The sequence below is a fragment of the Mycobacterium sp. P4_H6 genome (assembly GCF_056400845.1).
On sequence record NZ_JBFUKN010000109.1, the window covers coordinates 1 to 19,994 of the forward strand.

The 19,994-nt window shown below is 64.6% G+C and carries 19 protein-coding genes, 1 tRNA gene and 1 pseudogene; 14 read left to right on the forward strand and 7 right to left on the reverse strand.

All coding sequences use genetic code 11. The annotated features are described in order from the left end of the window. The first annotated feature begins 16 nt into the window (after nucleotides 1-16). From AC1DTF_RS28830 to AC1DTF_RS28865, 8 genes are all read left to right on the forward strand, one after another. Nucleotides 17-706 (forward strand): response regulator transcription factor, encoded by a 690-nt coding sequence (locus tag AC1DTF_RS28830; RefSeq protein WP_057168307.1) that lies wholly within the window; start codon nucleotides 17-19, stop codon nucleotides 704-706. Beyond that, on the forward strand, nucleotides 706-2,235 hold the full coding sequence (locus AC1DTF_RS28835) for a HAMP domain-containing sensor histidine kinase (protein ID WP_057168306.1): 1,530 nt from the start codon (nucleotides 706-708) through the stop codon (nucleotides 2,233-2,235). The genes AC1DTF_RS28830 and AC1DTF_RS28835 overlap by 1 nt, the downstream gene beginning before the upstream one ends. 148 nt (nucleotides 2,236-2,383) lie before the next feature. After that, a complete protein-coding gene (locus AC1DTF_RS28840; protein WP_477476521.1) occupies nucleotides 2,384-3,682 on the forward strand; it encodes a S1C family serine protease in 1,299 nt (432 codons plus the stop codon). Between the two features lie 56 nt (nucleotides 3,683-3,738). Then, nucleotides 3,739-4,233, forward strand: coding sequence for a MogA/MoaB family molybdenum cofactor biosynthesis protein (locus AC1DTF_RS28845; RefSeq protein ID WP_057168304.1), 495 nt, complete (start codon nucleotides 3,739-3,741; stop codon nucleotides 4,231-4,233). A 127-nt stretch (nucleotides 4,234-4,360) separates the two neighbouring features. After that, on the forward strand, nucleotides 4,361-4,519 hold the full coding sequence (locus AC1DTF_RS28850; protein ID WP_200962190.1) for a hypothetical protein: 159 nt from the start codon (nucleotides 4,361-4,363) through the stop codon (nucleotides 4,517-4,519). A gap of 377 nt (nucleotides 4,520-4,896) precedes the next feature. After that, a complete protein-coding gene (locus tag AC1DTF_RS28855) occupies nucleotides 4,897-5,550 on the forward strand; it encodes an MspA family porin (protein WP_477476522.1) in 654 nt (217 codons plus the stop codon). A 99-nt stretch (nucleotides 5,551-5,649) separates the two neighbouring features. Beyond that, nucleotides 5,650-6,003 (forward strand): hypothetical protein, encoded by a 354-nt coding sequence (locus tag AC1DTF_RS28860; RefSeq protein ID WP_477476523.1) that lies wholly within the window; start codon nucleotides 5,650-5,652, stop codon nucleotides 6,001-6,003. 170 nt (nucleotides 6,004-6,173) lie between these two features. Beyond that, on the forward strand, nucleotides 6,174-6,527 hold the full coding sequence (locus AC1DTF_RS28865; RefSeq protein WP_477476524.1) for a hypothetical protein: 354 nt from the start codon (nucleotides 6,174-6,176) through the stop codon (nucleotides 6,525-6,527). A gap of 75 nt (nucleotides 6,528-6,602) precedes the next feature. Here AC1DTF_RS28865 and mscL read toward each other — a convergent pair whose 3' ends face one another. The 4 genes from mscL to AC1DTF_RS28885 form a co-directional block, all read right to left on the reverse strand. Continuing rightward, on the reverse strand, nucleotides 6,603-7,010 hold the full coding sequence (gene mscL / locus AC1DTF_RS28870; protein WP_057168301.1) for a large-conductance mechanosensitive channel protein MscL: 408 nt from the start codon (nucleotides 7,008-7,010) through the stop codon (nucleotides 6,603-6,605). 64 nt (nucleotides 7,011-7,074) lie between these two features. Continuing rightward, nucleotides 7,075-7,734, reverse strand: a complete 660-nt coding sequence (locus tag AC1DTF_RS28875) for an SAF domain-containing protein (protein ID WP_477476525.1) — start codon at nucleotides 7,732-7,734, stop codon at nucleotides 7,075-7,077. Between the two features lie 67 nt (nucleotides 7,735-7,801). Continuing rightward, entirely contained in the window at nucleotides 7,802-8,146 is a 345-nt protein-coding gene (locus AC1DTF_RS28880; RefSeq protein ID WP_477476526.1) for an FmdB family zinc ribbon protein, read from the reverse strand. Nucleotides 8,147-8,213: 67 nt separating this feature from the next. Then, nucleotides 8,214-8,795: a 5-formyltetrahydrofolate cyclo-ligase gene (locus AC1DTF_RS28885; protein WP_477476527.1), complete on the reverse strand. Its 582-nt coding sequence runs from the start codon at nucleotides 8,793-8,795 to the stop codon at nucleotides 8,214-8,216. 53 nt (nucleotides 8,796-8,848) lie between these two features. Here AC1DTF_RS28885 and AC1DTF_RS28890 point away from each other — a divergent pair, with 53 nt between their 5' ends. From AC1DTF_RS28890 to AC1DTF_RS28910, 5 genes are all read left to right on the forward strand, one after another. After that, nucleotides 8,849-9,760 (forward strand): UTP--glucose-1-phosphate uridylyltransferase, encoded by a 912-nt coding sequence (locus AC1DTF_RS28890; protein WP_057168298.1) that lies wholly within the window; start codon nucleotides 8,849-8,851, stop codon nucleotides 9,758-9,760. 39 nt (nucleotides 9,761-9,799) lie between these two features. Continuing rightward, on the forward strand, nucleotides 9,800-11,053 hold the full coding sequence (glp, locus tag AC1DTF_RS28895; RefSeq protein WP_477476528.1) for a molybdotransferase-like divisome protein Glp: 1,254 nt from the start codon (nucleotides 9,800-9,802) through the stop codon (nucleotides 11,051-11,053). Continuing rightward, nucleotides 11,053-11,706 carry a GNAT family N-acetyltransferase gene (locus AC1DTF_RS28900; protein ID WP_477476529.1) on the forward strand — a complete coding sequence of 218 codons (654 nt, stop codon included), beginning with the start codon at nucleotides 11,053-11,055 and terminating at the stop codon, nucleotides 11,704-11,706. Before glp ends, AC1DTF_RS28900 begins: the two co-directional genes overlap by 1 nt. Before the next feature lie 153 nt (nucleotides 11,707-11,859). Next, a complete protein-coding gene (gene sepX, locus AC1DTF_RS28905) occupies nucleotides 11,860-12,951 on the forward strand; it encodes a divisome protein SepX/GlpR (RefSeq protein WP_477476530.1) in 1,092 nt (363 codons plus the stop codon). A 50-nt stretch (nucleotides 12,952-13,001) separates the two neighbouring features. Next, nucleotides 13,002-13,074: transfer RNA gene (locus tag AC1DTF_RS28910), tRNA-Ala, on the forward strand. A gap of 100 nt (nucleotides 13,075-13,174) precedes the next feature. Here AC1DTF_RS28910 and AC1DTF_RS28915 read toward each other — a convergent pair. Next, nucleotides 13,175-14,194 (reverse strand): DUF4917 family protein, encoded by a 1,020-nt coding sequence (locus AC1DTF_RS28915; protein WP_477476531.1) that lies wholly within the window; start codon nucleotides 14,192-14,194, stop codon nucleotides 13,175-13,177. 10 nt (nucleotides 14,195-14,204) lie between these two features. Further along, nucleotides 14,205-14,438, reverse strand: a pseudogene (locus tag AC1DTF_RS28920) (tyrosine-type recombinase/integrase); the annotation flags it as partial. 346 nt (nucleotides 14,439-14,784) lie between these two features. On the opposite strand from AC1DTF_RS28920, the gene AC1DTF_RS28925 reads away from it, so the two are divergent. Further along, on the forward strand, nucleotides 14,785-18,285 hold the full coding sequence (locus AC1DTF_RS28925; protein WP_477476532.1) for a PIN domain-containing protein: 3,501 nt from the start codon (nucleotides 14,785-14,787) through the stop codon (nucleotides 18,283-18,285). Nucleotides 18,286-18,969: 684 nt separating this feature from the next. Here the strand turns inward: AC1DTF_RS28925 and AC1DTF_RS28930 are convergent. Continuing rightward, nucleotides 18,970-19,994, reverse strand: a 1,025-nt coding sequence (locus AC1DTF_RS28930; RefSeq protein ID WP_477476533.1) for a hypothetical protein, incomplete at its 5' end; no start/stop codon positions are given.

The window sequence follows — 19,994 nt, forward strand, 5'->3', positions numbered from 1 at the left end:
GGATGACACTGTGGCTGTGCGCATTCTTGTCGTTGATGACGATCGCGCGGTGCGCGAATCTCTGCGCCGGTCGCTTTCGTTCAATGGTTATTCCGTCGAGCTCGCCCAGGATGGTGTCGAGGCGCTCGAGGCGATCTCCAGTGACCGACCGGACGCCCTTGTCCTGGACGTGATGATGCCGAGGCTCGACGGCCTCGAAGTGTGCCGGCATCTCCGCAGCACCGGTGACGATCTGCCCATCCTGGTGCTCACCGCCCGGGATTCGGTGTCCGAACGGGTGGCCGGCCTGGACGCGGGAGCCGATGACTATCTGCCCAAGCCGTTCGCGCTGGAGGAACTGCTGGCCCGGATGCGGGCCCTGTTGCGTCGTCGCACCCTTCCGGACGAGTCCGCGGACTCCCGGGCGCTCACCTTCTCCGATCTGAGCCTGGACCCGGTGACACGGGAAGTGTCCCGCGGTGAACGGCAGATCAGCCTGACCCGCACCGAGTTCTCGCTGCTGGAAATGCTGATCGCCAACCCCCGGCGGGTGCTCACCCGCAGTCGCATTCTCGAAGAGGTCTGGGGATTCGACTTCCCGACCTCGGGTAATGCGCTGGAGGTGTACGTCGGTTACCTGCGTCGCAAGACGGAGGCCGAGGGTGAACCGCGGCTCATCCACACCGTGCGCGGGGTGGGTTATGTGCTGCGGGAAACCCCGCCCTGATGCGGCTGTTCAAGAAACCGGTGTTCCGATCGGACAGTCAACGCCGGTACACCAGAAACGTCAGCGCGGTCTCGCTGCGCTGGCGGGTGATGCTGCTGGCGATGTCGATGGTCGCGATGGTCGTCGTGCTGATGGCCGTTGCTGTGTACGCCGTGGTGTCCCGCTCCGTCTATGACGACATCGACACCCAGTTGCACAGCCGGGTGCAGTTGCTCATCGAGAGCGGCTCGCTGGCCAAGGATCCCGGCAAGGCCATCGAGGGCACCGCATATTCCGATGTGAACGCCATGCTGGTCAGCCCGGGATGCTGTATCTACACCGCCAACCAGCAGGGCCAGACGCTGCCACTCGGAGCGCCGGAGAAAGCCGTCGTCCAGGGCGAGCTGCTTATGTCGCTGCGCACCGTCAACAACCAGCGGGTGCTGGCCGTGCACCTGGCCAACGGCGACTCGCTGCTGATCTCCAAGAGCCTTGCGCCCACGATCGCCCTGCTGAACAGGCTGGGCACCGTGCTGGCCATCGTCGGCGCCTCCGGTATGGCGGTGGCCGCCATAGCCGGCGGGATGGTCGCCCGCGCCGGTCTGCGCCCGGTGGCCCGGTTGACCCAGGCCGCCGAGCGGGTCGCGCGCACCGACGATCTGCGGCCCATCCCCGTGGTCGGCACCGACGAGCTGGCCCGGCTTACCGATGCGTTCAACATGATGTTGCGCGCGCTCGCGGAATCGCGGGAGCGCCAGTCCCGGCTGGTGACCGACGCCGGGCACGAGCTGCGCACTCCGCTCACCTCGTTGCGCACCAATGTCGAGCTGCTGATGGCGGCGATGGCGCCCGGCGCTCCGCGGTTGCCCGCCGGCGAGATGGTCGAGCTGCAGGCCGATGTGATTGCCCAGATCGAGGAATTGTCCACATTGGTGGGCGATCTGGTGGACCTCACCCGCGACGACGCCGGTGTGGTGATCCGGGAGAAGGTCGACCTGTCCGATGTGGTGGATCGCGCACTGGAACGAGTTCGACGCCGCCGCAACGATATTGACTTCGACGTGCAGTTGATCGACTGGCAGGTCGACGGCGACGTCGCCGGACTGTCCCGGGCGGTGCTCAACGTGCTCGACAACGCGGCCAAGTGGAGTCCGCCCGACAGCACCGTGCTGGTGCGGCTGAGGCAACGTGACGCACTGCACGCCGAACTCGTGATCTCCGATATGGGCCCGGGCATTCCGCCGCAGGAACGCGAGCTCGTGTTCGAGCGCTTCTACCGCTCCACATCGGCCCGTGCGATGCCGGGTTCGGGTCTGGGGTTGGCGATCGTCAAGCAGGTGGTCCTCAAACACGGTGGGACACTTCAGGTTGAGGACACCGTGCCCGGAGGTGAGCCGTCGGGTACCTCGGTTCGCCTCGTGCTGCCCGGCCGGCGGGTGTTGCCCGAGAGCGCCACGGCGACCGCGCCGTTCCAGGTGCCTGCCGGTTTGTCGCCGACACGCGGGGACAAATCGATGGACGCCACGTCTTCGGGCGCCGACAATGGGTAGCGGGGTGTGACGTGGGGAAATCTTCAGAAATTGATGGGTTCCTACGCGTCATTCTCTAAGTGGATTCTCAGCCCCACTCGGCACTGTATGGCTGTCCGATGCGTTGAACAGATAACTGAACCGCTGAAAAGAAAGAGCGCCGAGCGATATGACGAACGACCCGAGGTACACACCGCCTCCGTCCCAGCCCGGCTACGAAGCGAACCCGACCGGCTATTCCACGCAGCGCAACACTTACCAGCAGGGCTACCAACAGCAGCCCTATGACTGGCGCTACGCCCAGCAGCAGCCCCAGCAGACGCGGTCGCAGTACGACCCGTACCGCCCGGCCGGAACGCCCGCCGCCAGGCCCCAGAAGCGTTCGCGTGCAGGCGCTTTGATTGCCGGCGCGGCAGCGATAGCGGTCGTCTCCGCCGGTATCGGCGGCGGCGTGGCGGTGCTGGCTCAGCCCGACCAGCCCTCCACCAGCTTCTCCAGCGGCGGCGGTGCCACTCCGGGCATGCCGGCGGCGAGCCTGCCGGTGGGCTCGGTGGAGCAGGTTGCGGCCAAGGTGGTCCCCAGCGTGGTCAAGCTGGAGACGAACCTGGGCCGGGCCTCCGAGGAGGGTTCGGGCATCATCCTGTCCACCGACGGACTGATCCTCACCAACAACCACGTCGTCGCCACCGAAGGCGCGCCCGGCGGGCGGCCGCAGACCAAGGTGACCTTCGCCGACGGTCGCACCGCACCGTTCACGGTGGTCGGCACCGACCCCAGCAGTGACATCGCCGTGGTGCGGGCCGAAGGGGTATCGGATCTGACCCCCATCGCACTCGGGTCCTCGGGGGATCTGCGGGTCGGCCAGGACGTGGTCGCGATCGGCTCGCCCCTCGGCCTGGAGGGCACCGTCACCGTCGGCATCGTCAGCGCGCTGAACCGCCCGGTGGCCGCCGGCGGGAACAGCAATGACCAGAACACCGTGCTGGACGCGATCCAGACCGACGCCGCGATCAACCCGGGTAACTCCGGTGGCGCGCTGGTCAACATGAACGGTGAGCTGGTCGGGGTGAACTCGGCCATCGCGACCCTCGGTGGCGATTCCGCGGAGTCCCAGAGCGGCTCGATCGGCCTCGGGTTCGCCATTCCGGTGGACCAGGCCAAGCGGATCGCCGACGAGTTGGTGCAGGGCGGCACCGCATCGCACGCCTCGCTGGGTGTGCAGGTCGGTAACGATGCCTCGGTGGACGGCGCCAAGATCGTCGAGGTCACCGAGGGCGGTGCGGCGGCTGCGGCGGGACTGCCCAGCGGCGTGGTGGTCACCAAGGTCGACGGACGCGTGATCAACAGCGCCGACGCCCTGGTCGCCGCGGTGCGCTCGAAGGCGCCCGGTACCAAGGTGACGTTGACCTTTCAGGGGTCCGGCGGAGCCGAGACCCTGGACGTGACCTTGGGGAAGGCTCAGCAGTGACCGTATTGGAACCCTTGTCGAACTCGTTGACGGCGTCCGGATATACGGTGACTGTCATGGAACAACCAGCGGAGTTCGTCGGGCGGGCGCTCGTTGTCGTCGTCGACGACCGGACAGCACACGGCGAAGAGGATCACAGCGGACCGTTGGTCACCGAGCTGCTCGGTGAGAGCGGTTTCCTGGTGGACGGGGTCGTGGTGGTCTCCGCCGACGAGGTGGAGATCCGCAACGCGCTCAACACCGCCGTCATCGGCGGAGTCGACCTGGTGATCTCGGTCGGCGGCACCGGGGTGAGCCCCCGCGACGTGACCCCTGAGGCCACTGTCGAGCTGCTCGACCGTGAGTTGTTGGGCATCTCCGAGGCGTTGCGCGCTTCCGGGCTGTCTGCGGGCATCGTGGATGCCGGCGTATCGCGCGGACTGGCCGGCATCTCGGGCAGCACCCTCGTGGTGAACATCGCCGGCTCACGTGCCGCGGTGCGGGACGGCATGGCCACCCTCAACCCGCTCGCCGTCCAGGTGATCGGGCAGCTCTCGAGCCTCGATATCTGAGCCGGGAAGTGCGTGTCCGGATGGCAATCATGCAGGTCTGCGCACTCTTTTCAAGCGCGGCAGGTTACGGGCAGGTGAACGGTAATCCCACCGCCAATGTGACGTTGGTCACAGGAGCTACCGCATCGTGACCGGGCCTACGCGGCCATCGAAGGACGCAGTTAACGCGATCTTCGGCGAGGAACTGCCGAGCACCACCCGCGACGAGCGTGATGGCGATACCTCCGAAGAGAACTTCGACCGCGATCGGTGGCTCCGGGACAACGTCCCTCCGCACCACGACTGAGCAGTAATTTCCCCCTGATCGGCTGGAATCTCGTTGATTCCAGCCGATCAGTTCTTTCTGTACGACATGCGAAGCAAACTGAGGCGCGCTAAGTTGTCGCGCTGGTCACGACACTCTGAATACCTCTGTATGGCCGTCTCAGCAAACCTTCAAGCCACTTCCGGACGGGTCCTGGCGATGGGACCTACGCGTTGCCGGGTTGATGGACCACCGTTATGTTCCTCGTGTCAACGATGAGCAAATCGTAAGAGCAACATGTGGAGTTTCTAATTCGCATCACATGGAGGTCTTGCAAGGTGTGGTATCTCGGTAGGGCCGGGATCCGCATCAACAAACACGGTTGACAGCACACCAACCGTCGGCAGCATAGGGAGAACATGAAGGTAATCAGTCGGGTGCTGATCGCGATGATCGCGGCCATTGCGTCGCTGTTCGTGAGCACAGGCACCTCCAACGCGGGTCTGGACAACGAGCTCAGCCTCGTGGACGGCAAGGACCGGACCCTGACCATCCAGCAGTGGGACACCTTCCTCAATGGTGTGTTCCCGCTCGACCGCAACCGCCTGACCCGCGAGTGGTTCCACTCCGGCAAGGCCAAGTACATCGTCTCGGGTCCGGGCGCTGAGGACTTCGAGGGCGTGCTGGAGCTGGGCTACCAGGTCGGCTTCCCGTGGTCGCTGGGCGTCGGCATCAACTTCAGCTACACCACCCCGAACATCGCGTTCGACGGTCAGGACTACGGCTACCTGGGCCCCGGTGGCGTCGACTTCGACATCATCCCGGCCATCGTGACCCCGCCGCTGTTCCCCGGTGCCTCGATCAGCGCCGACCTCGGCAACGGCCCCGGCATCCAGGAAGTTGCGACCTTCTCCGCTGACGTCGCAGGCGAGAGCGGTGCGGTTGCAGTCTCCAACGCTCACGGGACCGTGACCGGTGCTGCCGGCGGCGTGCTGCTGCGCCCCTACGCACGGCTCATCGCCTCGGAGGGTGACAGCGTGACCACCTACGGCGAGCCCTGGAACATGAACTGACAGTTCGCTCCTAAACCCGACGTCGCCATGTGGCCCGTGCTCCGACAGGCGGGCCACATGGTGACGAGTGGGACTACCCAAGCAGGAAAGGAAAGGGTCATGGCCCTATCGAAGAAGCTTGCAGTTCTCGGGTTCGGTTCATTTGCGGGTGCCACGCTGCTGGCCGGTCTGGGCAGCGCCACCGCGAATGCAGAGGTCGAGGAATCGGCACCGGCCCCCTATGTCACCAGCCGTCAGGCCCTCCTGGTCGACGACAACGCCCTGCGGGTGGCCGATTACGGCCAGGCACGCGGGTTCCTGGACACCCGCAGCGCCGACTCCGGCATCGTCCACGCCCAAGGTGAAGGTGTGCACGTCGACACCATCAAGGCGGTGCCGGGCACCAAGTCCGCGCCGTTCAACCTTGAGTCCAACGGCTCGTTCGTCTTCAGCCCGCCCATCGGCGACTGGTGACCGACGTTTCGTAGTTGCTTCACGCAAACGCCCGGTCGGGGATCTCCCCGGCCGGGCGTTTTGCTGTGCGGGGTCAGCCGTCGAAGGTGAACCGGCAACCCGCCGGTGTGACACGCGCTACCCTTGGGGCACCAGGTGTAGATGCTGGACGACAGTTGAGAGAGTGGCGCATGGTTTCATCGAAGAAGTTCGTAATCCTCGGGCTCGGTTCCTTCGCGGGAGCGACGCTGCTGGCCGGTCTGGGCAGCGCCACCGCCGGCGCGGACGTCGAGGAATCGGCGCCGGCCCCCTATGTCACCAGCCGTCAGGCGCTGCTGGTCGACGACAACGCGCTGCGGGTGTCCGATTATGGCCAGGCGCGCGGGTTCCTCGAGACCCGCAGCGCCGACTCCGGCATCGTGCACGCCCAGGGTGAAGGTGTGCATGTCGACACCATCAAGGCGGTGCCGGGCACCAAGTCCGCACCGTTCAACCTCGACTCCAACGGGGCGTTCGTCTTCAGCCCGCCCATCGGCGACTGGTGATCGTCGTCCGATAGCTGTCAACCACCAACGCCCGGCTGGGTTCCCCAGCCGGGCGTTGGCGTGCGTGTCGCCGGGTCAGGCGTCGGGAGTGACGCGTTCTCCGGCGGTCGGCCCGGGACGCGTCGCCAGCAGGTCGCGGATCTCGGTGAGCAGCACGACCTCGGCCTCGACCGTCTCCTCTTCCTTCTTCCGGAACTTGCTGTAGGGCAGCACGATCAGGAAGTAGACGACGGCGGCGACGAGGACGAAGTTGATCATCGCGGAGAGCAGCACATTGAGGTCGATGGTCTGATCGCCGCCGATGGGGATGCGCAGCACCCCGTAATCGGATTCGCCGCCCGCGCCGATCCGGTCGATCAGCGGCTGGATGATGCTCTCGGTGAACTTGGTGACGAGCGCGGTGAACGCGGTACCGATGACCACCGCGATCGACAGATCGACGATGTTGCCGCGCAGCAGGAATTCCTTGAAACCCTTGATCATGCGGGGACCCTTCCAGCAGGTAATGGTGACACGCAAACAGTAACCGAGCAGGTGGCGTCCGGAGTCAGTGAAAGGTCACGGTGATCTGGCGGGTGAGCGCCGCACCGGCCACCGCATTGGCGGCGTGCCGCGGCAGCGCCACCAGCACCACCCGGCCTGCCGAGCCCGCCGGACCCGCGGGTTCGGCCGACACCAGCGCGACGACAGCCTCGGTCGCGATGACCTCCGGCGGGGTGTCCGGGCCGGTGCCGGTGCTGCCGGCGGCGAGGACGTCGACGACGTCTCCGGGCCGGATGAGATCGACGAGCGCATCGTCGGCGAGGTGCAACGGCACGATCCGGGCGTCGGGACCGGCGCTCGCCTCGGTCAGCCGGGTTCCGAGCAGCCGTACGTCGGTGAGCACCTCACCGCGGCGCGCTGGGCCGGCCAGAGTGGCTCCGATCACGACCCCCACGTCTCCGGTCGCGCCGTCGGGAACTGTTGTGGCCAAACGGGATTCGACGACGATATCGCCGGCGGTGAGCGGTGCGCCCGGGGGTAGGTCGCGCAGTGCGATGACGACATCGGTGCGCTCACCGGCCGGGTCCGGGCGTAACGCGGCGACGGCGGCCAGCACCACCAGCAGCCCGGCGGCGGTTCGGCGGGCGGCGACGGTACGCGTCCAGTCCGGGCGTAGTGCCCGGCGCAGCCGGGACGGCACCGATGGATTCAGCGATTCCCCCACCAGGCCAACGCTAGGCGGCCCGGGGGTATGACGGCAGCCGGCGACGGCGTGCCCTGTGGATAACTCGCTAGCTGGAGGCTGCGGCCGGCGTCGAGCTGGTCGAGGTCGACGACGAGGACGACGAGGTACTCGAGGAATCCGAGGAGCTGCTCGAGGAGTCCGAGGAACCGTTGGATGTCGACGTCGAGCTGTCGCTGCCCTTCGACGAGCTCACGGTGCTGCTGGACTTCGAGGAGTCGCGGCTGTCGTTGCGGTAGAAGCCGCTGCCCTTGAATACGACGCCCACCTTGCCGAACAGCTTGCGCAGCCGTCCGTTGCACTTGGGGCATACGGTCAGCGCATCATCGCTGAACGCCTGGACCTCGTCGAACCGATTGTCACATTCGGTACACGCATAGGAGTAGGTAGGCACGAAATCCTCCGAGACTGTCAAACCTTCTAGCACTCTAGCGGCTCAAGTGCTAGAACCGCTACGTGGGCTAGGTCATTCCCAACCGGATCAGGCCCCGGCCGGGGGTCAGGGCATGCGTCATCGGGACGTCGTGCGGTTCGGCGGGAACGGCGTCGAGAAGTTCCTCATCACGGACCACCGCGATCAGCCGCGCGCCGGCGGCGGCCAACGGCAGGGCCCGGTCGTAGAAGCCGGCGCCCCGGCCGAGTCGGTTGCCGTGATGGTCCACGGCCAGCGCGGGCACCAGGACCACCGACGCCTCGGCGATGGATTCCGGGGTCAGCCACGGCGGCGCCGGTTCGCGCAAACCGAAGGGCGCCGCAACCAGCTCCCCGGGCCGGTACTCGGCCCATTGCATGGGCAAACCGGTGCGTGCGATCGGCACCAGAATCCGCACCCCGGACAGGTCATCCAGCAGCGGGACCGAATCCTTGGCCGCGCCGGGCTCGGATCCGACCGGAATGTAGGCGCCCACGGTGCCGGCACCGAAGGTGAGTTCGGATATTTGCGTTTGCAGGGAACGTGTTTCCGCTGCCCGCTGGTGCTCGGTGAGCGCCCGCCGAGCCGCAAGAATCCTCGTCCTGAGCGCGGGTTTTGTCCGGATTGACACGTTTGCGCCGACACCCTTCGCCTGAACCACCATTGGGCATTAGTGTGTCAACGATGGCACAGGCACTTGTTCCTATTCCGCGGACCGCTGTGGTCCCCGCGGCAGGTCTGGGAACCCGATTTCTCCCGGCGACCAAGACGGTCCCGAAGGAACTGCTACCGGTGGTCGACACCCCGGGCATCGAGCTGGTGGCCGCCGAGGCTGCCGAAGCCGGCGCCGAGCGGCTGATCATCATCACCTCCGAAGGCAAGGACGGCGTCGTCGCGCACTTCGTCGAGGACCTGGTGCTGGAGGGCACGCTGGAGGCCCGCGGCAAGCATGTGATGCTCGAAAAGGTGCGCCGCGCACCCGCGCTGATCAAGGTGGAGGCCGTGGTGCAGGCCGAACCTCTCGGCCTGGGGCACGCGGTGGGCTGTGTCGAGTCCACGCTGCTGCCCGACGAAGATGCCATCGCCGTGCTGCTGCCCGACGATCTGGTGCTGCCGACCGGYGTACTGGAGACGATGTCCAAGGTGCGTGCCAAGCGCGGCGGAACGGTGCTGTGCGCCATCGAGGTCCCCGGCGACGAGATCAGTGCCTACGGTGTGTTCGATGTCGAGGTGGTGCCCGACGCCGCGAACCCGAATGTGCTGAAGGTCAAGGGCATGGTCGAGAAGCCCAAGCCCGAGGATGCACCGTCGCACTTCGCAGCGGCAGGCCGCTATGTGCTCGACCGGGCGATCTTCGATGCGCTGCGCCGGGTCGACCGCGGTGTCGGTGGCGAAATCCAGCTGACCGACGCCATCGCGCTGCTCATCGCCGAGGGCCATCCGGTGCACGTGGTGGTGCACCGCGGTTCCCGACACGACTTGGGAAATCCCGGCGGCTACCTCAAGGCTGCGGTTGACTTTGCGCTAGAGCGCGACGACTACGGACCGGAACTGCGGCGCTGGTTGGTCGAGCGATTGGGCCTGGCCGGAGAATAACGACAGCACGGCGGGTCTTGGACAGGAGAAAGGCATGCAGTGCGGTCGGTTGAGGAGCAGCAGGCTCGAGTAGCGGCCGCTGCGGTGGCTCCCCGGCCGGTACGGGTGGCCATCGCCGAATCCCAGGGCTTGATGTGCGCCGAAGAGGTGGTCACCGAAAGGCCGTTGCCGGGATTCGACCAGGCGGCGATCGACGGTTACGCAGTGCGCAGCGTGGATGTGCTGTCGGTCGGCGGCACCGATGACGACGGCCTCAACCGCGAGGTCAGCCTGCCGGTGGTGGGCGAGATCGAGGCCGGCGCACGGACACCGAGCCGGTTGCAGCCACGCCAGGCCGCGCGCGTGCAGACCGGTGCGCCGATGCCCACCCTTGCCGATGCGGTGCTGCCGCTGCGCTGGACCGACGGCGGCCAGTCCCGGGTCCGGGTGCTGCGCGGTGTGCGCTCGGGTGCCTATGTGCGCCGCACCGGTGACGATGTACAGCCCGGAGACGTCGCGGTGCGGRCAGGCACGATCATCGGCGCCGCACAGGTGGGTCTGCTCGCGGCGGTGGGCCGCGACAAGGTGATGGTGCATCCGCGTCCCCGGATGACGGTGCTCTCGGTGGGGGGCGAGCTCGTCGACGTGTCCCGGACCCCGGGCAACGGTCAGGTGTACGACGTCAACTCCTACGCACTGGCTGCGGCCGGCCGCGATGCGGGCGCCGAGGTGAACCGTGTCGGCATCGTCGACACCGACCCCGCGAAGCTCCGCGAGGTCGTCGAGGGGCAGATCAGTCGTTCGGAAGTGGTGGTGATCGCCGGCGCGGTCGGCGGTGCCGCGGCCGAATCGGTGCGTGCGGTGCTGTCCGAGCTCGGCGAGATGGAAGTGGTGCGGATCGCCATGCACCCCGGGTCGGTGCAGGGATTCGGGCAGCTGGGCCGCGACGGGGTTCCGGTCTTCCTGCTGCCGGCCAACCCGGTCAGCGCGCTGGTGGTTTTCGAGGTGATGGTCCGTCCGCTCATCCGGATGTCGCTGGGGAAGCGTGCGCCGATGCGCCGGGTCATCCAGGCCCGCACGCTGGCCCCGATCTCCTCGGTGGCCGGCCGCAAGGGTTTCCTGCGCGGGCAGCTCATGCGCGATCAGGACACCGGCGAGTATCTGGTGCAGGCACTCGGCGGCGCGCCCGGGTCGTCCTCRCATTTATTGGCGACTCTGGCCGAGGCGAACTGCCTCGTCGTCGTCCCCAGCGAGGCTGAGCAGATCCGAACCGGCGAGGTCGTGGACGTCGCCTTCCYGGCCCAACGCGGCTGATGAACCGCTGGCGCACCAGTCCGGCTCATCCAGGTTGGCCGGTTCCGGTGGGACCCATCAGGGTGCCGGCAGGCCTGGTGGGCCTGCGCCCGGTGCGGCTGCGCGACGGCGCCCAGTGGAGCAGGTTGCGGCTGGCCGACCGCGCGCACCTGGAACCCTGGGAACCCAGCTCCGAGGCGAGTTGGGAAATGCGCCATGCACTTTCGTCGTGGCCGGCGGTGTGTTCGGGTCTGCGGGGCGAGGCGCGCCGAGGGCGGATGCTGCCGTTCGTCATCGAGCTCGACGGGCAGTTCGCCGGCCAGATCACCATCGGCAACGTCACGCACGGCGCGCTGCGCTCGGCGTGGATCGGCTACTGGGTCACCAAGGAGTTCACCGGTGCGGGCGTGGCGACGGCGGCTTTGGCGCTGGGGCTCGACCATGCCTTCGGCCCGGTGATGCTGCACCGGGTGGAGGCCACGGTGCGGCCCGAGAACGCGGCCAGTCGGGCGGTGTTGGCCAGGGCGGGTTTCCGGGAGGAAGGCCTGCTCAAGCGCTATCTCGATGTGGACGGCGCGTGGCGCGATCACTTGCTGGTGGCCATCACGGTCGAGGAGGTCGAAGGCTCGGTGGCTGCCCGGTTGGTGCGCTCGGGCCGGGCGAGCTGGACTTAGCGGCGAAATTTCCGAGAGCAATTTGTTACTCGTGTGACTTATGTGGCTAATGGTGCTTGTATCCGGTGAATTACAGGTGTGTAATTGACCTCGGCGCGCCGCCTACGGATGCGCTGGTCACGGACCTAGCCTGAAGGGGAAAGGAAAGGCGTCATGCCAAGCATCCCCCAATCTCTGTTGTGGATCTCCCTCGTCGTGCTGTGGCTCTTCGTGCTGGTGCCGATGCTGGTGAGCAAACGCGACAATGTCCGGCGCACAAGCGATGTCGCGCTGGCGACCCGCGTGCTCAATTCCGGGCGCAATGCCCGGCTGCGACGTCCGCGCGCGTCGGCCGGCCATAACAGCGACCCGCACTGGCAGCCGGCCGCCGAGTATGAGGCCGAGTACGCCGAGGATCTCCACGACGAAACGGCAGACGAGTCGTCGCGCCGTCGCGCCGTGGTGCTCGCGGCCGCCGTCGAAGAGTCGGCCGAATCGCCCTACCTCGACGTCGACATCGTCGACGAGGACTCCGGCGCCCTGCCACTCGGCGACTCATTCCGGAAGGAACAGGCCGGTCCGCAGACCGAAGAGCTGACGCTCGATTTCGACGCCCCGGAGCCCGAAACGGCCCCGCAGCCGGTGGCCGAGACCACGCATGAGGCTGCCGAAGCCGACGAGCCGATTGCCGAAGAGGCCGATTCCGAAGAAGTCATCACCGAGGACGACCTCACCGACGATGACCTCACCGACGATGACTACGAGTACGTCGAGGATTCGTCGGGTCTGGAAGCCGAGGCCGACAACGAGCCCGAGCTGGCCGAGTCGATGGCCTCCGCACGGCGCAACCGCTACGAGTCCAAGACCGCGCAGGCGGTGAGCGCACGCAAGTACGCCTTCCGTAAGAAGGTCCTGCTGACGATGTCGGTGCTGCTGGTGCTCTCCGCGGTGGCAGCCGCGGTGCTGTCGCCCGGGCTGTGGTGGGCGGTCGGCTCGGTGGCCACCGTGACCGTGCTGTACCTGGGTTATCTGCGGCGTCAGACCCGTATCGAGGAGCAGGTGCGGCGCCGGCGTGCGCAGCGGATGATGCGTTCGCGGCTGGGCGTCGAGAACACCGGTGACGGCGAGTTCGACGTGGTGCCCTCGCGGCTGCGCCGCCCGGGTGCCGCCGTGCTGGAGATCGACGATGAGGACCCGGCCTTCGAGCACCTGGAGTACGGCCGGCTCGCCCGCGAGTACGACCTGCCGCGGGCAGCGGGGCAGTAGCCGCCGGTTTCGGCTGCCGCAGGTGTTCCTGGTAGCCTCCTATCGGTCAAGGGGCTATAGCGCAGTTGGTAGCGCGTCTCGTTCGCATCGAGAAGGTCAGGGGTTCGATTCCCCTTAGCTCCACAATGAGAACCCCCAGTTGATCGGGGGTTTTCTTGTTTCCCGGGTAGCCGCTTGACACCCCCGGGACCGCAGTGGGACCGCAACAGGCCGAACTCAGCCTTCAGCCCCACACCCCAGCTGTCTCGGCTCCGTAGAACTGAAGTTCTGTGGGCCGACCGGCCTGATTGCGCGTCCGCACGAGATCCTCCGCGCGTGCCCGAATCATGCCGCAGTTTAGTGAAGGGTCTCCGTGGAGACCGACGTAGAGGGCGTCGAACGCGCCCTTCGCGATGCTGTCCAGGATGTGTTGGTCATTCTCCGACATCGCCATGCCGTGAATGAACAGCGACCCGGGCGACCTGGACAGCTGCGTGTGGCAGTACGTCAGATAGGCACTTCGCGCGATTCGCGCTTGCTTGTTGATTGAGCTGCCTTCGGTGACCACAAGCGGGTACTTTCCCGCCGCAAGATTCGCCTTCAGCTGGTCAACGATGGGACCGCCGGAGTACCCCAACTTTCGAAGCTCTCCATCATCGAGATAGAGGTGCATCGCTCCGTGGAGGTAGAAGATCTTCTGATCATCTGACGTCTCGGGGAGACTCCATGTGAGCGGCAGGCCAGGCCCGGGGCGGCTGAAACCATCGTTGCGAACTGCCGCTGGCGAGGAGAGTGAAAGTTGTTGCAAAACAGTCCAATACAGGAGCAGATCATAGTTGAGTGTGAAGATGCGACCGAAATGACTCAGAAACTCGCGGGCGGACTTGTACTTGGCCACCGGGATCGTCGGCGCTGAGTGTGGATGGTTCTTTGTAAGTGCATCGACTAGACCACGCTTCACATGTACAGCGTCCGCTGAGAGCTTTGTGCACAGGGTGGTGTTGGATGGGTCGTACAGTTTGACCAGATTGGCTGAGTGCTCCAGGTTGTGTATGACGGTCTCAAAATCGTCGCTGGCTGCGTGCCCGAACAGTTCGTCCTTGCCGACGGAAAGTTCAGTCATCGGCGCGACATCGCGAAGTTGCGAGTATGCGAACGCTTCATCGAACGCGCGGCTGAACCCGTTGCCCAGCAGAATTGAAAGAGGCGACTGACGCTGTCTTGCGGCAGCAATTGCTTCTGCGTAAGAGATTAAGCCCGACATGTTGGGCACTCTAATTCCCGCTGTGCAGCTCCGAGTGACAGATGGTGCGCGTGGCGGCCGGAATTGCCGAATCAAGCTCAACGGCAACGGCATCGAGATCGGTGTCGAACAGGTCGGCGTAGGTATCCAGCGTCATGGATGCCTTTGCGTGTCCCAGCATCCGCTGCACCGCTTTCACGTTCGCCCCGGCACTGATCGCGAGCGATGCGGCAGTGTGGCGCAGATGGTGCTGCGTGATCACCGGGAACTCGGGGGTGACCGCGCGACCCGACTTCGCCTCTTTGGCTCGCTGCTCGATGCTGTCGACGCGCAGGGCCTCGACGGCGGCGGCGCGCTGTGATCGGGAAGTTCACATGCCGCCTCAACCCGCGGGGATGACCCCCGACATCGGCCGCAGCAAACGACCATCGACGCTGCAGCAGAACTTTCAGTCTTGTCGGCCCACCTTCGTACAATGCGAGCGGTTGCTTTGTATTCCTCTAAGACGACCGAAACCTTGTCCGGATAGAACAACTCCTACTTATGGAGGCACTGTGGTCGCGGAATGGGCACTCCCGTTGGCGAAAACCGCGGGACCGCTCGCAGGGAACTTGGTCGCAAAACCGCTGAAAAGTCTGTACCTGCCGTGGTTGGTGGCATTCACAACTCGGAGACAAGCGAAGAAAGAGCATCTCGGCGTGCTGCCTTATTGGAAGCTGCGCAAGTTGCTCAGCACTGGTGAACCTCTCGAAGCGTTCAGAACCGGCGAGCCAGAGCGTTACGTAGAAGTCGGTCGGGCATTGCAGGCTCTCCGCCAGAATCCAGGCTCTGAGAAAGAAGCCGCTGCAGAGGGCCCGCTCGCGGTAGTCTTGTTGAAGTCGTACACCGCCGCACTGGATCCGAACACAAACGTCGCAATGTACAGCGCCATCACGGCAGAGCGGGTTAGTTCGAGGATCGAAGAGCGAGAGTCCGCGCGCTACGCCGGGGATACAACGTTCGAGCAAAACCTCGACCGCATTCCTCCCCATCGCGCCGAGGAAGCCCGCGAACTCAGGAGCGCTTGGCCGGCCGTGACGCAGTTCGTCCACGAATTTGTGCGTTCGGGCGATCGAACATCAGCGCTTGTCGCCTGGCATAACAATCCTCCGACGTGGTTTCAATCGCGGCCTTCCGAGGCCATTGTGTGGTTTGCAAACCTGGCGAACGACTATGGCCTTCGCGAGATAGCGTCCGCAGCGTTTGGCGATGCCATCGATGCTGGTGCGATACCGGAGGCGCGATGGCGAACTCGCCAGCTCCTTTTGGGTAGTGACGACATCGCGGAACTGGCGCCATTGCTGGCGGCATACGCAGAAGATGACCCGATCGCGTCTGCGATATGTACCGCCACCGCCGAGAGCCACTCCGCGGCTGCGATGAAGCTTCGCGACTGGGAACCTGAGTCTCTCTCGGACAACGCCCGGAAGATGGTGCTGCTGTCCCAGCTAGTCTCGGCTGACGACATAACGGAGGCAATCGCACTTGGTGAGCTTGGTGCGAATCACTACCGTAGCGCGACCTGCCACGTTCTTCTCGCACGGTTCCTCATAATCCGTGGCGGGTCGAGAAGGACCACATTGGACTTCGCGGATCTTGAGCGAGCTCTTGAAGCGGCCATTACCGCACGTGACGCGATTCGGGCATGGGACGGCCCGAGTGACGGGGCAGTAGAAGTCGCAGTCGTTGCTGCTCGCCTCCTCGGCCGGACGCAACAGGCCTGGCGTCTGGCGTCTGCACCACCAGAGGGGACGGCTACAGCACGCGAAGCCGCAAGTATCGGCGTTCGCCGGGAGGCGGCGACGATGGCGGCGCAGGTGAAAACTCCTCAAGCCGCGCGTGAATTGGCCGTCGGAACGGGACCAAGGACCGAACATGAAGTTGAGGCGCTCATCGCCCTTTTTGCCCGAGACGACGATGCCGCGCTCGCACAGTTTCAGGCGGCGATTGAATACGTAGTTGAACCAACCGAAGTCGAACAGCTGAGCCTGCAAATTGCTCTGCTAGGCGCTCGCTCGCCGAAGCTCGAACAATTGCCGGCGGAGCGGCAGGAGGAACTCAATCTCATTGCCGACGCGCGGAACGGCAGTGACCAAGCGATCTCGATTCTTCGCACACGTGCCCGGTCCAGCCGCTTGCTAGCACGCGTGCTGATTGGTCTCGCGATCGAGACCCAAGATGCGCGAGCGCTGGCAGAGCAAGCCGAGCAGTCCGGCCGTCGCTGGTCAGATCCAGATTTTCTACTCATGGCGGCAGAGCAGTACATCGATCTCGAGCAGTACGATTCTGCGGTCCAGTGCGCTGACGAGGGACTGCATCTCGGCAGCCCGGCCTGGGAAGGCGCGCTTCGCGCGCACAACGTAAAAATCCAGGCATTTACCGTGCGCGGTATGTGGGCGCCTGCCGTCAACGTCGCCATGGACGTTCTCACCAGGGAGCCCGAAAACCGGAGTGCTGCATGGGCGCTCACTCTGTGTCAGTACCACCTCGGGCGCTTTGGGCAGGCCTGGAAGTCATACACCGACGTCGGTGACCGACCCGAACCTCGCGACGAGCAGGAAGCATTAGTGCGGTTAGACCTGTGGCGTCGGTTCGAGCGAAACGCATCGAACATCGGCACGCTCAGCTCTCTCCTTGAGCAGTTTCCTGAGAGCCGAGCAGTCAAAGCTTCTGTGGTCAGTTCTCTGCTGGGTATACCGCTAGACGACGACGACTCCGAAATGGCTGAACGCATCCGCGGGGTGATCGCGCCCCTACTTGAAGAACTGCCAGATGTTTTCGTCCAGCAGGAGATCGACCAAGATAACCCCCTGGAATCGTTTCGTGAGTTTTTACGCGATCAGCCAGATACATCTGAGCAAGATTCCAGACTCGAAGAAGGCCGGTTGCCCATAGGCATGGCGGCGACTTTGCACCGAAAGAGTTTAACCGAAGTCCTAGCTATCCGAACCCGAGCGCCCCTCTTCGCCGGTGACAGCGAAACCTTCGAGACTGAAGTTTCCGCCGCGTCACGCGCAATGGGGTCTCGGGTAATTATTGACCTGACGGCGCTATATGCAATATCGGGGATGAATGAGTCTTTAGCGGATCTGCTTCTCGGACGCTTTCTCGAACCAACTGGAACTCGTGCGCAACTCATCGACTCGATCCAAGGTAACGATCGATTGGCGGGGCTGTCGACGTTGCAGATCGGATTGGCTCCCGACGGCTCTGCCGTCCCGATAGTCATTTCGACCCAGGAGGCGGAGGCGCGACATCAACGAGCTCAACGCATCCGGGCACAGTTCGAAAAAGTGACGACGAACGATACGTTGGACATCGCGAACTTCCCTGAGATTAGTTCAGCTGGAACCGGTGCCGCTTTCGCGTGGGTCTCCGCGCTTGACAGCGCAATTGAAGGCGGCCATCCACTATGGTGCGACGACCGCATGACGAGAAGGTTAGCGGTCGATAGGGGAGTAAGTGCTTTCGGCACGCAGGCGCTAATCGAAGCGCTCAGACGTGGCGGCACGATAACCGACGACGTGGCAGTTGCGCACCAGGCCGGCCTCGTCGCGCGTTACTTTGTCGGCTTGAGTTTCAGAGCCGATATTCTAACTCACGCTGCGGCTATCGACGGCTGGAATCCTCGCGGTTGCGCTGCCTTCATCGCTCACGGTGGTGCGACAGCTGATGCGAGCCCGCTCATCGCCTTCGCCATGCAGGCAATCAGACGCAACATCGGCGACCCTGACGCACTGCGCCAGTGGATCGCGGCGGTCGCCTTTTGGCTTGTTAGTGTTGCCCCGTCGGCGCAGGCCGCGCAGGGAAATCTGGGAATCCTGCTATCGACATTGCTACAGCAGCCCTGGCTGGAATCGAGCAAATTACCGTTCGTCCTCCAAGGGATACGGGACGGCATCGGGACCAAAGAAATCCCAGACCCATTGAAGGACGTCATGGAGCAGCACTATCGCCTGTTGGCCCAACAATCTAGCTGGGAACAGGCGGCACAGTCGATCCGGTTATTATTCTCTTTGGCTAGTCAGGAAGATCGTGTTACCGCAGCCGAAGTCGTCCTCCAAGTCCGTTGATCTGTGCGCTTCTCCCGCGAGACAATTTCTTAGAGTTCGAACTGGACCACCTACGAGCGCCGCGTAGTCATTCGTTGCCGTGACCTGGCCAGACGATGTACTTGGGTTCAATAGCCCCATTCGCCCCACTTTTGGAACACCTAAGGTGTTGTGTTCGAACCAATAGAGTCCCGCGGAGCGGATCCGCGAGTCCGGCATCAACCTCCCGCAAGTCCTAACGCGCTGCAAGCGGCGCCCTGCTGTGTGAGTTGAGGATTCGGCACGCACGAATTTCCGGCCTGACATCATGGCTCTGGATGCGCTGGCGTGCTCACCTGTCCGTCAGCCCGCGGAGACGGACTGTACGAGACGGGACACCTCGTGTCGGCTGAACCATTGAGGGACGTGCCGACCGTGCCCCAAATGATGCTGTCGGCAGGCAACCTGAACACCGCAGCACTATCCCTGTTTCTCGCACTCCACCTCGCCGTGCAGCCCGTTGTGCCCTGCTTGGTGTTCGACGACCCCGTACAAGCTATGGACGAAGTGCATGGGTCTGCTGCCCGAATAGGTGGCACTTGAGATGGCGTGCCGCGCACCTTCAATGTGATTCGCGATCGAAAGACCTGGCGGAGCCGATTTGCCCCTGTGCGAGCGATTTCCCGCTCCGAATTCGTAGCGCGAAGCCGTAGACGACGCAGCGTGCTATCTGGGCAAAGGTCGCATGAGTGCGACGATGTCGGTTGCCACTGCAATTGCCTCGCGCACATCGGGTTCGGGGAACGGGTGGCCGGCATGAGTCGCGTCGTTGCGGCGATCGATCAACTTGGTTTGGTAGTCGGCAGGGAGGGTGCCGCCGCACTCGTCAATCCAATATGCGCAGCGGCGCCCGAGCATGCGGTTCTTCCGCAGGGCCGCCTCGATAAAGGGCGGTGTGTGGCCGGTGTTGCCAAGGTGCGTCGTGATCATCTGGGTCACTGCGAGCTCGGCGGCGAGGCCTGCATCGAGGATCGCGCGCCGGAAATCGTGACCCGCACATAGTGATCTGGCATCGCGGATGATTAGCCACTCTTGCGGCGGTGTGCCATGGTTCTCCGCGTGGTTCATGCAGGATTGCAGCTCGCTAGCCGTGATGGCGGTGGTATCCGGCCAGACGGCGGTTGCATTCGATGAACCGACGGGCAGGACGTGGCCGCCGCCCTGGATCGGGTGACCGTGAAGAGTGAAAAGGCGCGCCCACAAGCTGGTTTTGTTGAAGTGAAGTCCCGATTCGACGGGGCCAAGCCGCGAGAGGTCTTGGTGGTGAAGGATCTCGATCCAAGCGCTCGCAGCTGCCCACCACGGCGGGGCAGCTTCTGCGATCTGGAAAGCTACGGCGCGGACGCGGTCGTCATCGCCGGTAGTCGCGGAAGCGAGTCTGAATCGATGAATGCGACTTGCTTTGAGTGCGCCGGTAGTGCCGTCCCATCGTGCGGGCTGACCCCAATACGGTGCCAACCCGACGAGACGACTCTGCGGAATGTCGTGTTCTGTGTAGTGCCACGTGGGTTCGCTCAGCCCCTCATGTCGAGCGACCGTACCTGGCGCCGAGGGCAGTGTGATAGTGACCTGGTGCCCGTCGAGCGTGACCGAGTAAGCGGTGTCAAGGGCACCGGAGGTTACGGTGAACGGAACAGGGCACGTGTAGTAGCCCTCAATGACGCGCTGATTATCGAGCATTCGACCCTGAT

Excerpts from the sequence above, each read along its gene's own strand:
- sepX (WP_477476530.1), top strand. The coding sequence starts at position 11,860 with ATGCCAAGCATCCCCCAATCTCTGTTGTGGATCTCCCTCGTCGTGCTG.
- AC1DTF_RS28860 (WP_477476523.1), top strand. The coding sequence starts at position 5,650 with ATGGCCCTATCGAAGAAGCTTGCAGTTCTCGGGTTCGGTTCATTTGCG.
- AC1DTF_RS28865 (WP_477476524.1), top strand. The coding sequence starts at position 6,174 with ATGGTTTCATCGAAGAAGTTCGTAATCCTCGGGCTCGGTTCCTTCGCG.
- AC1DTF_RS28855 (WP_477476522.1), top strand. The coding sequence starts at position 4,897 with ATGAAGGTAATCAGTCGGGTGCTGATCGCGATGATCGCGGCCATTGCG.
- AC1DTF_RS28900 (WP_477476529.1), top strand. The coding sequence starts at position 11,053 with ATGAACCGCTGGCGCACCAGTCCGGCTCATCCAGGTTGGCCGGTTCCG.
- AC1DTF_RS28845 (WP_057168304.1), top strand. The coding sequence starts at position 3,739 with ATGGAACAACCAGCGGAGTTCGTCGGGCGGGCGCTCGTTGTCGTCGTC.
- AC1DTF_RS28840 (WP_477476521.1), top strand. The coding sequence starts at position 2,384 with ATGACGAACGACCCGAGGTACACACCGCCTCCGTCCCAGCCCGGCTAC.
- AC1DTF_RS28835 (WP_057168306.1), top strand. The coding sequence starts at position 706 with ATGCGGCTGTTCAAGAAACCGGTGTTCCGATCGGACAGTCAACGCCGG.
- AC1DTF_RS28915 (WP_477476531.1), bottom strand. The coding sequence starts at position 14,194 with ATGTCGGGCTTAATCTCTTACGCAGAAGCAATTGCTGCCGCAAGACAG.
- mscL (WP_057168301.1), bottom strand. The coding sequence starts at position 7,010 with ATGATCAAGGGTTTCAAGGAATTCCTGCTGCGCGGCAACATCGTCGAT.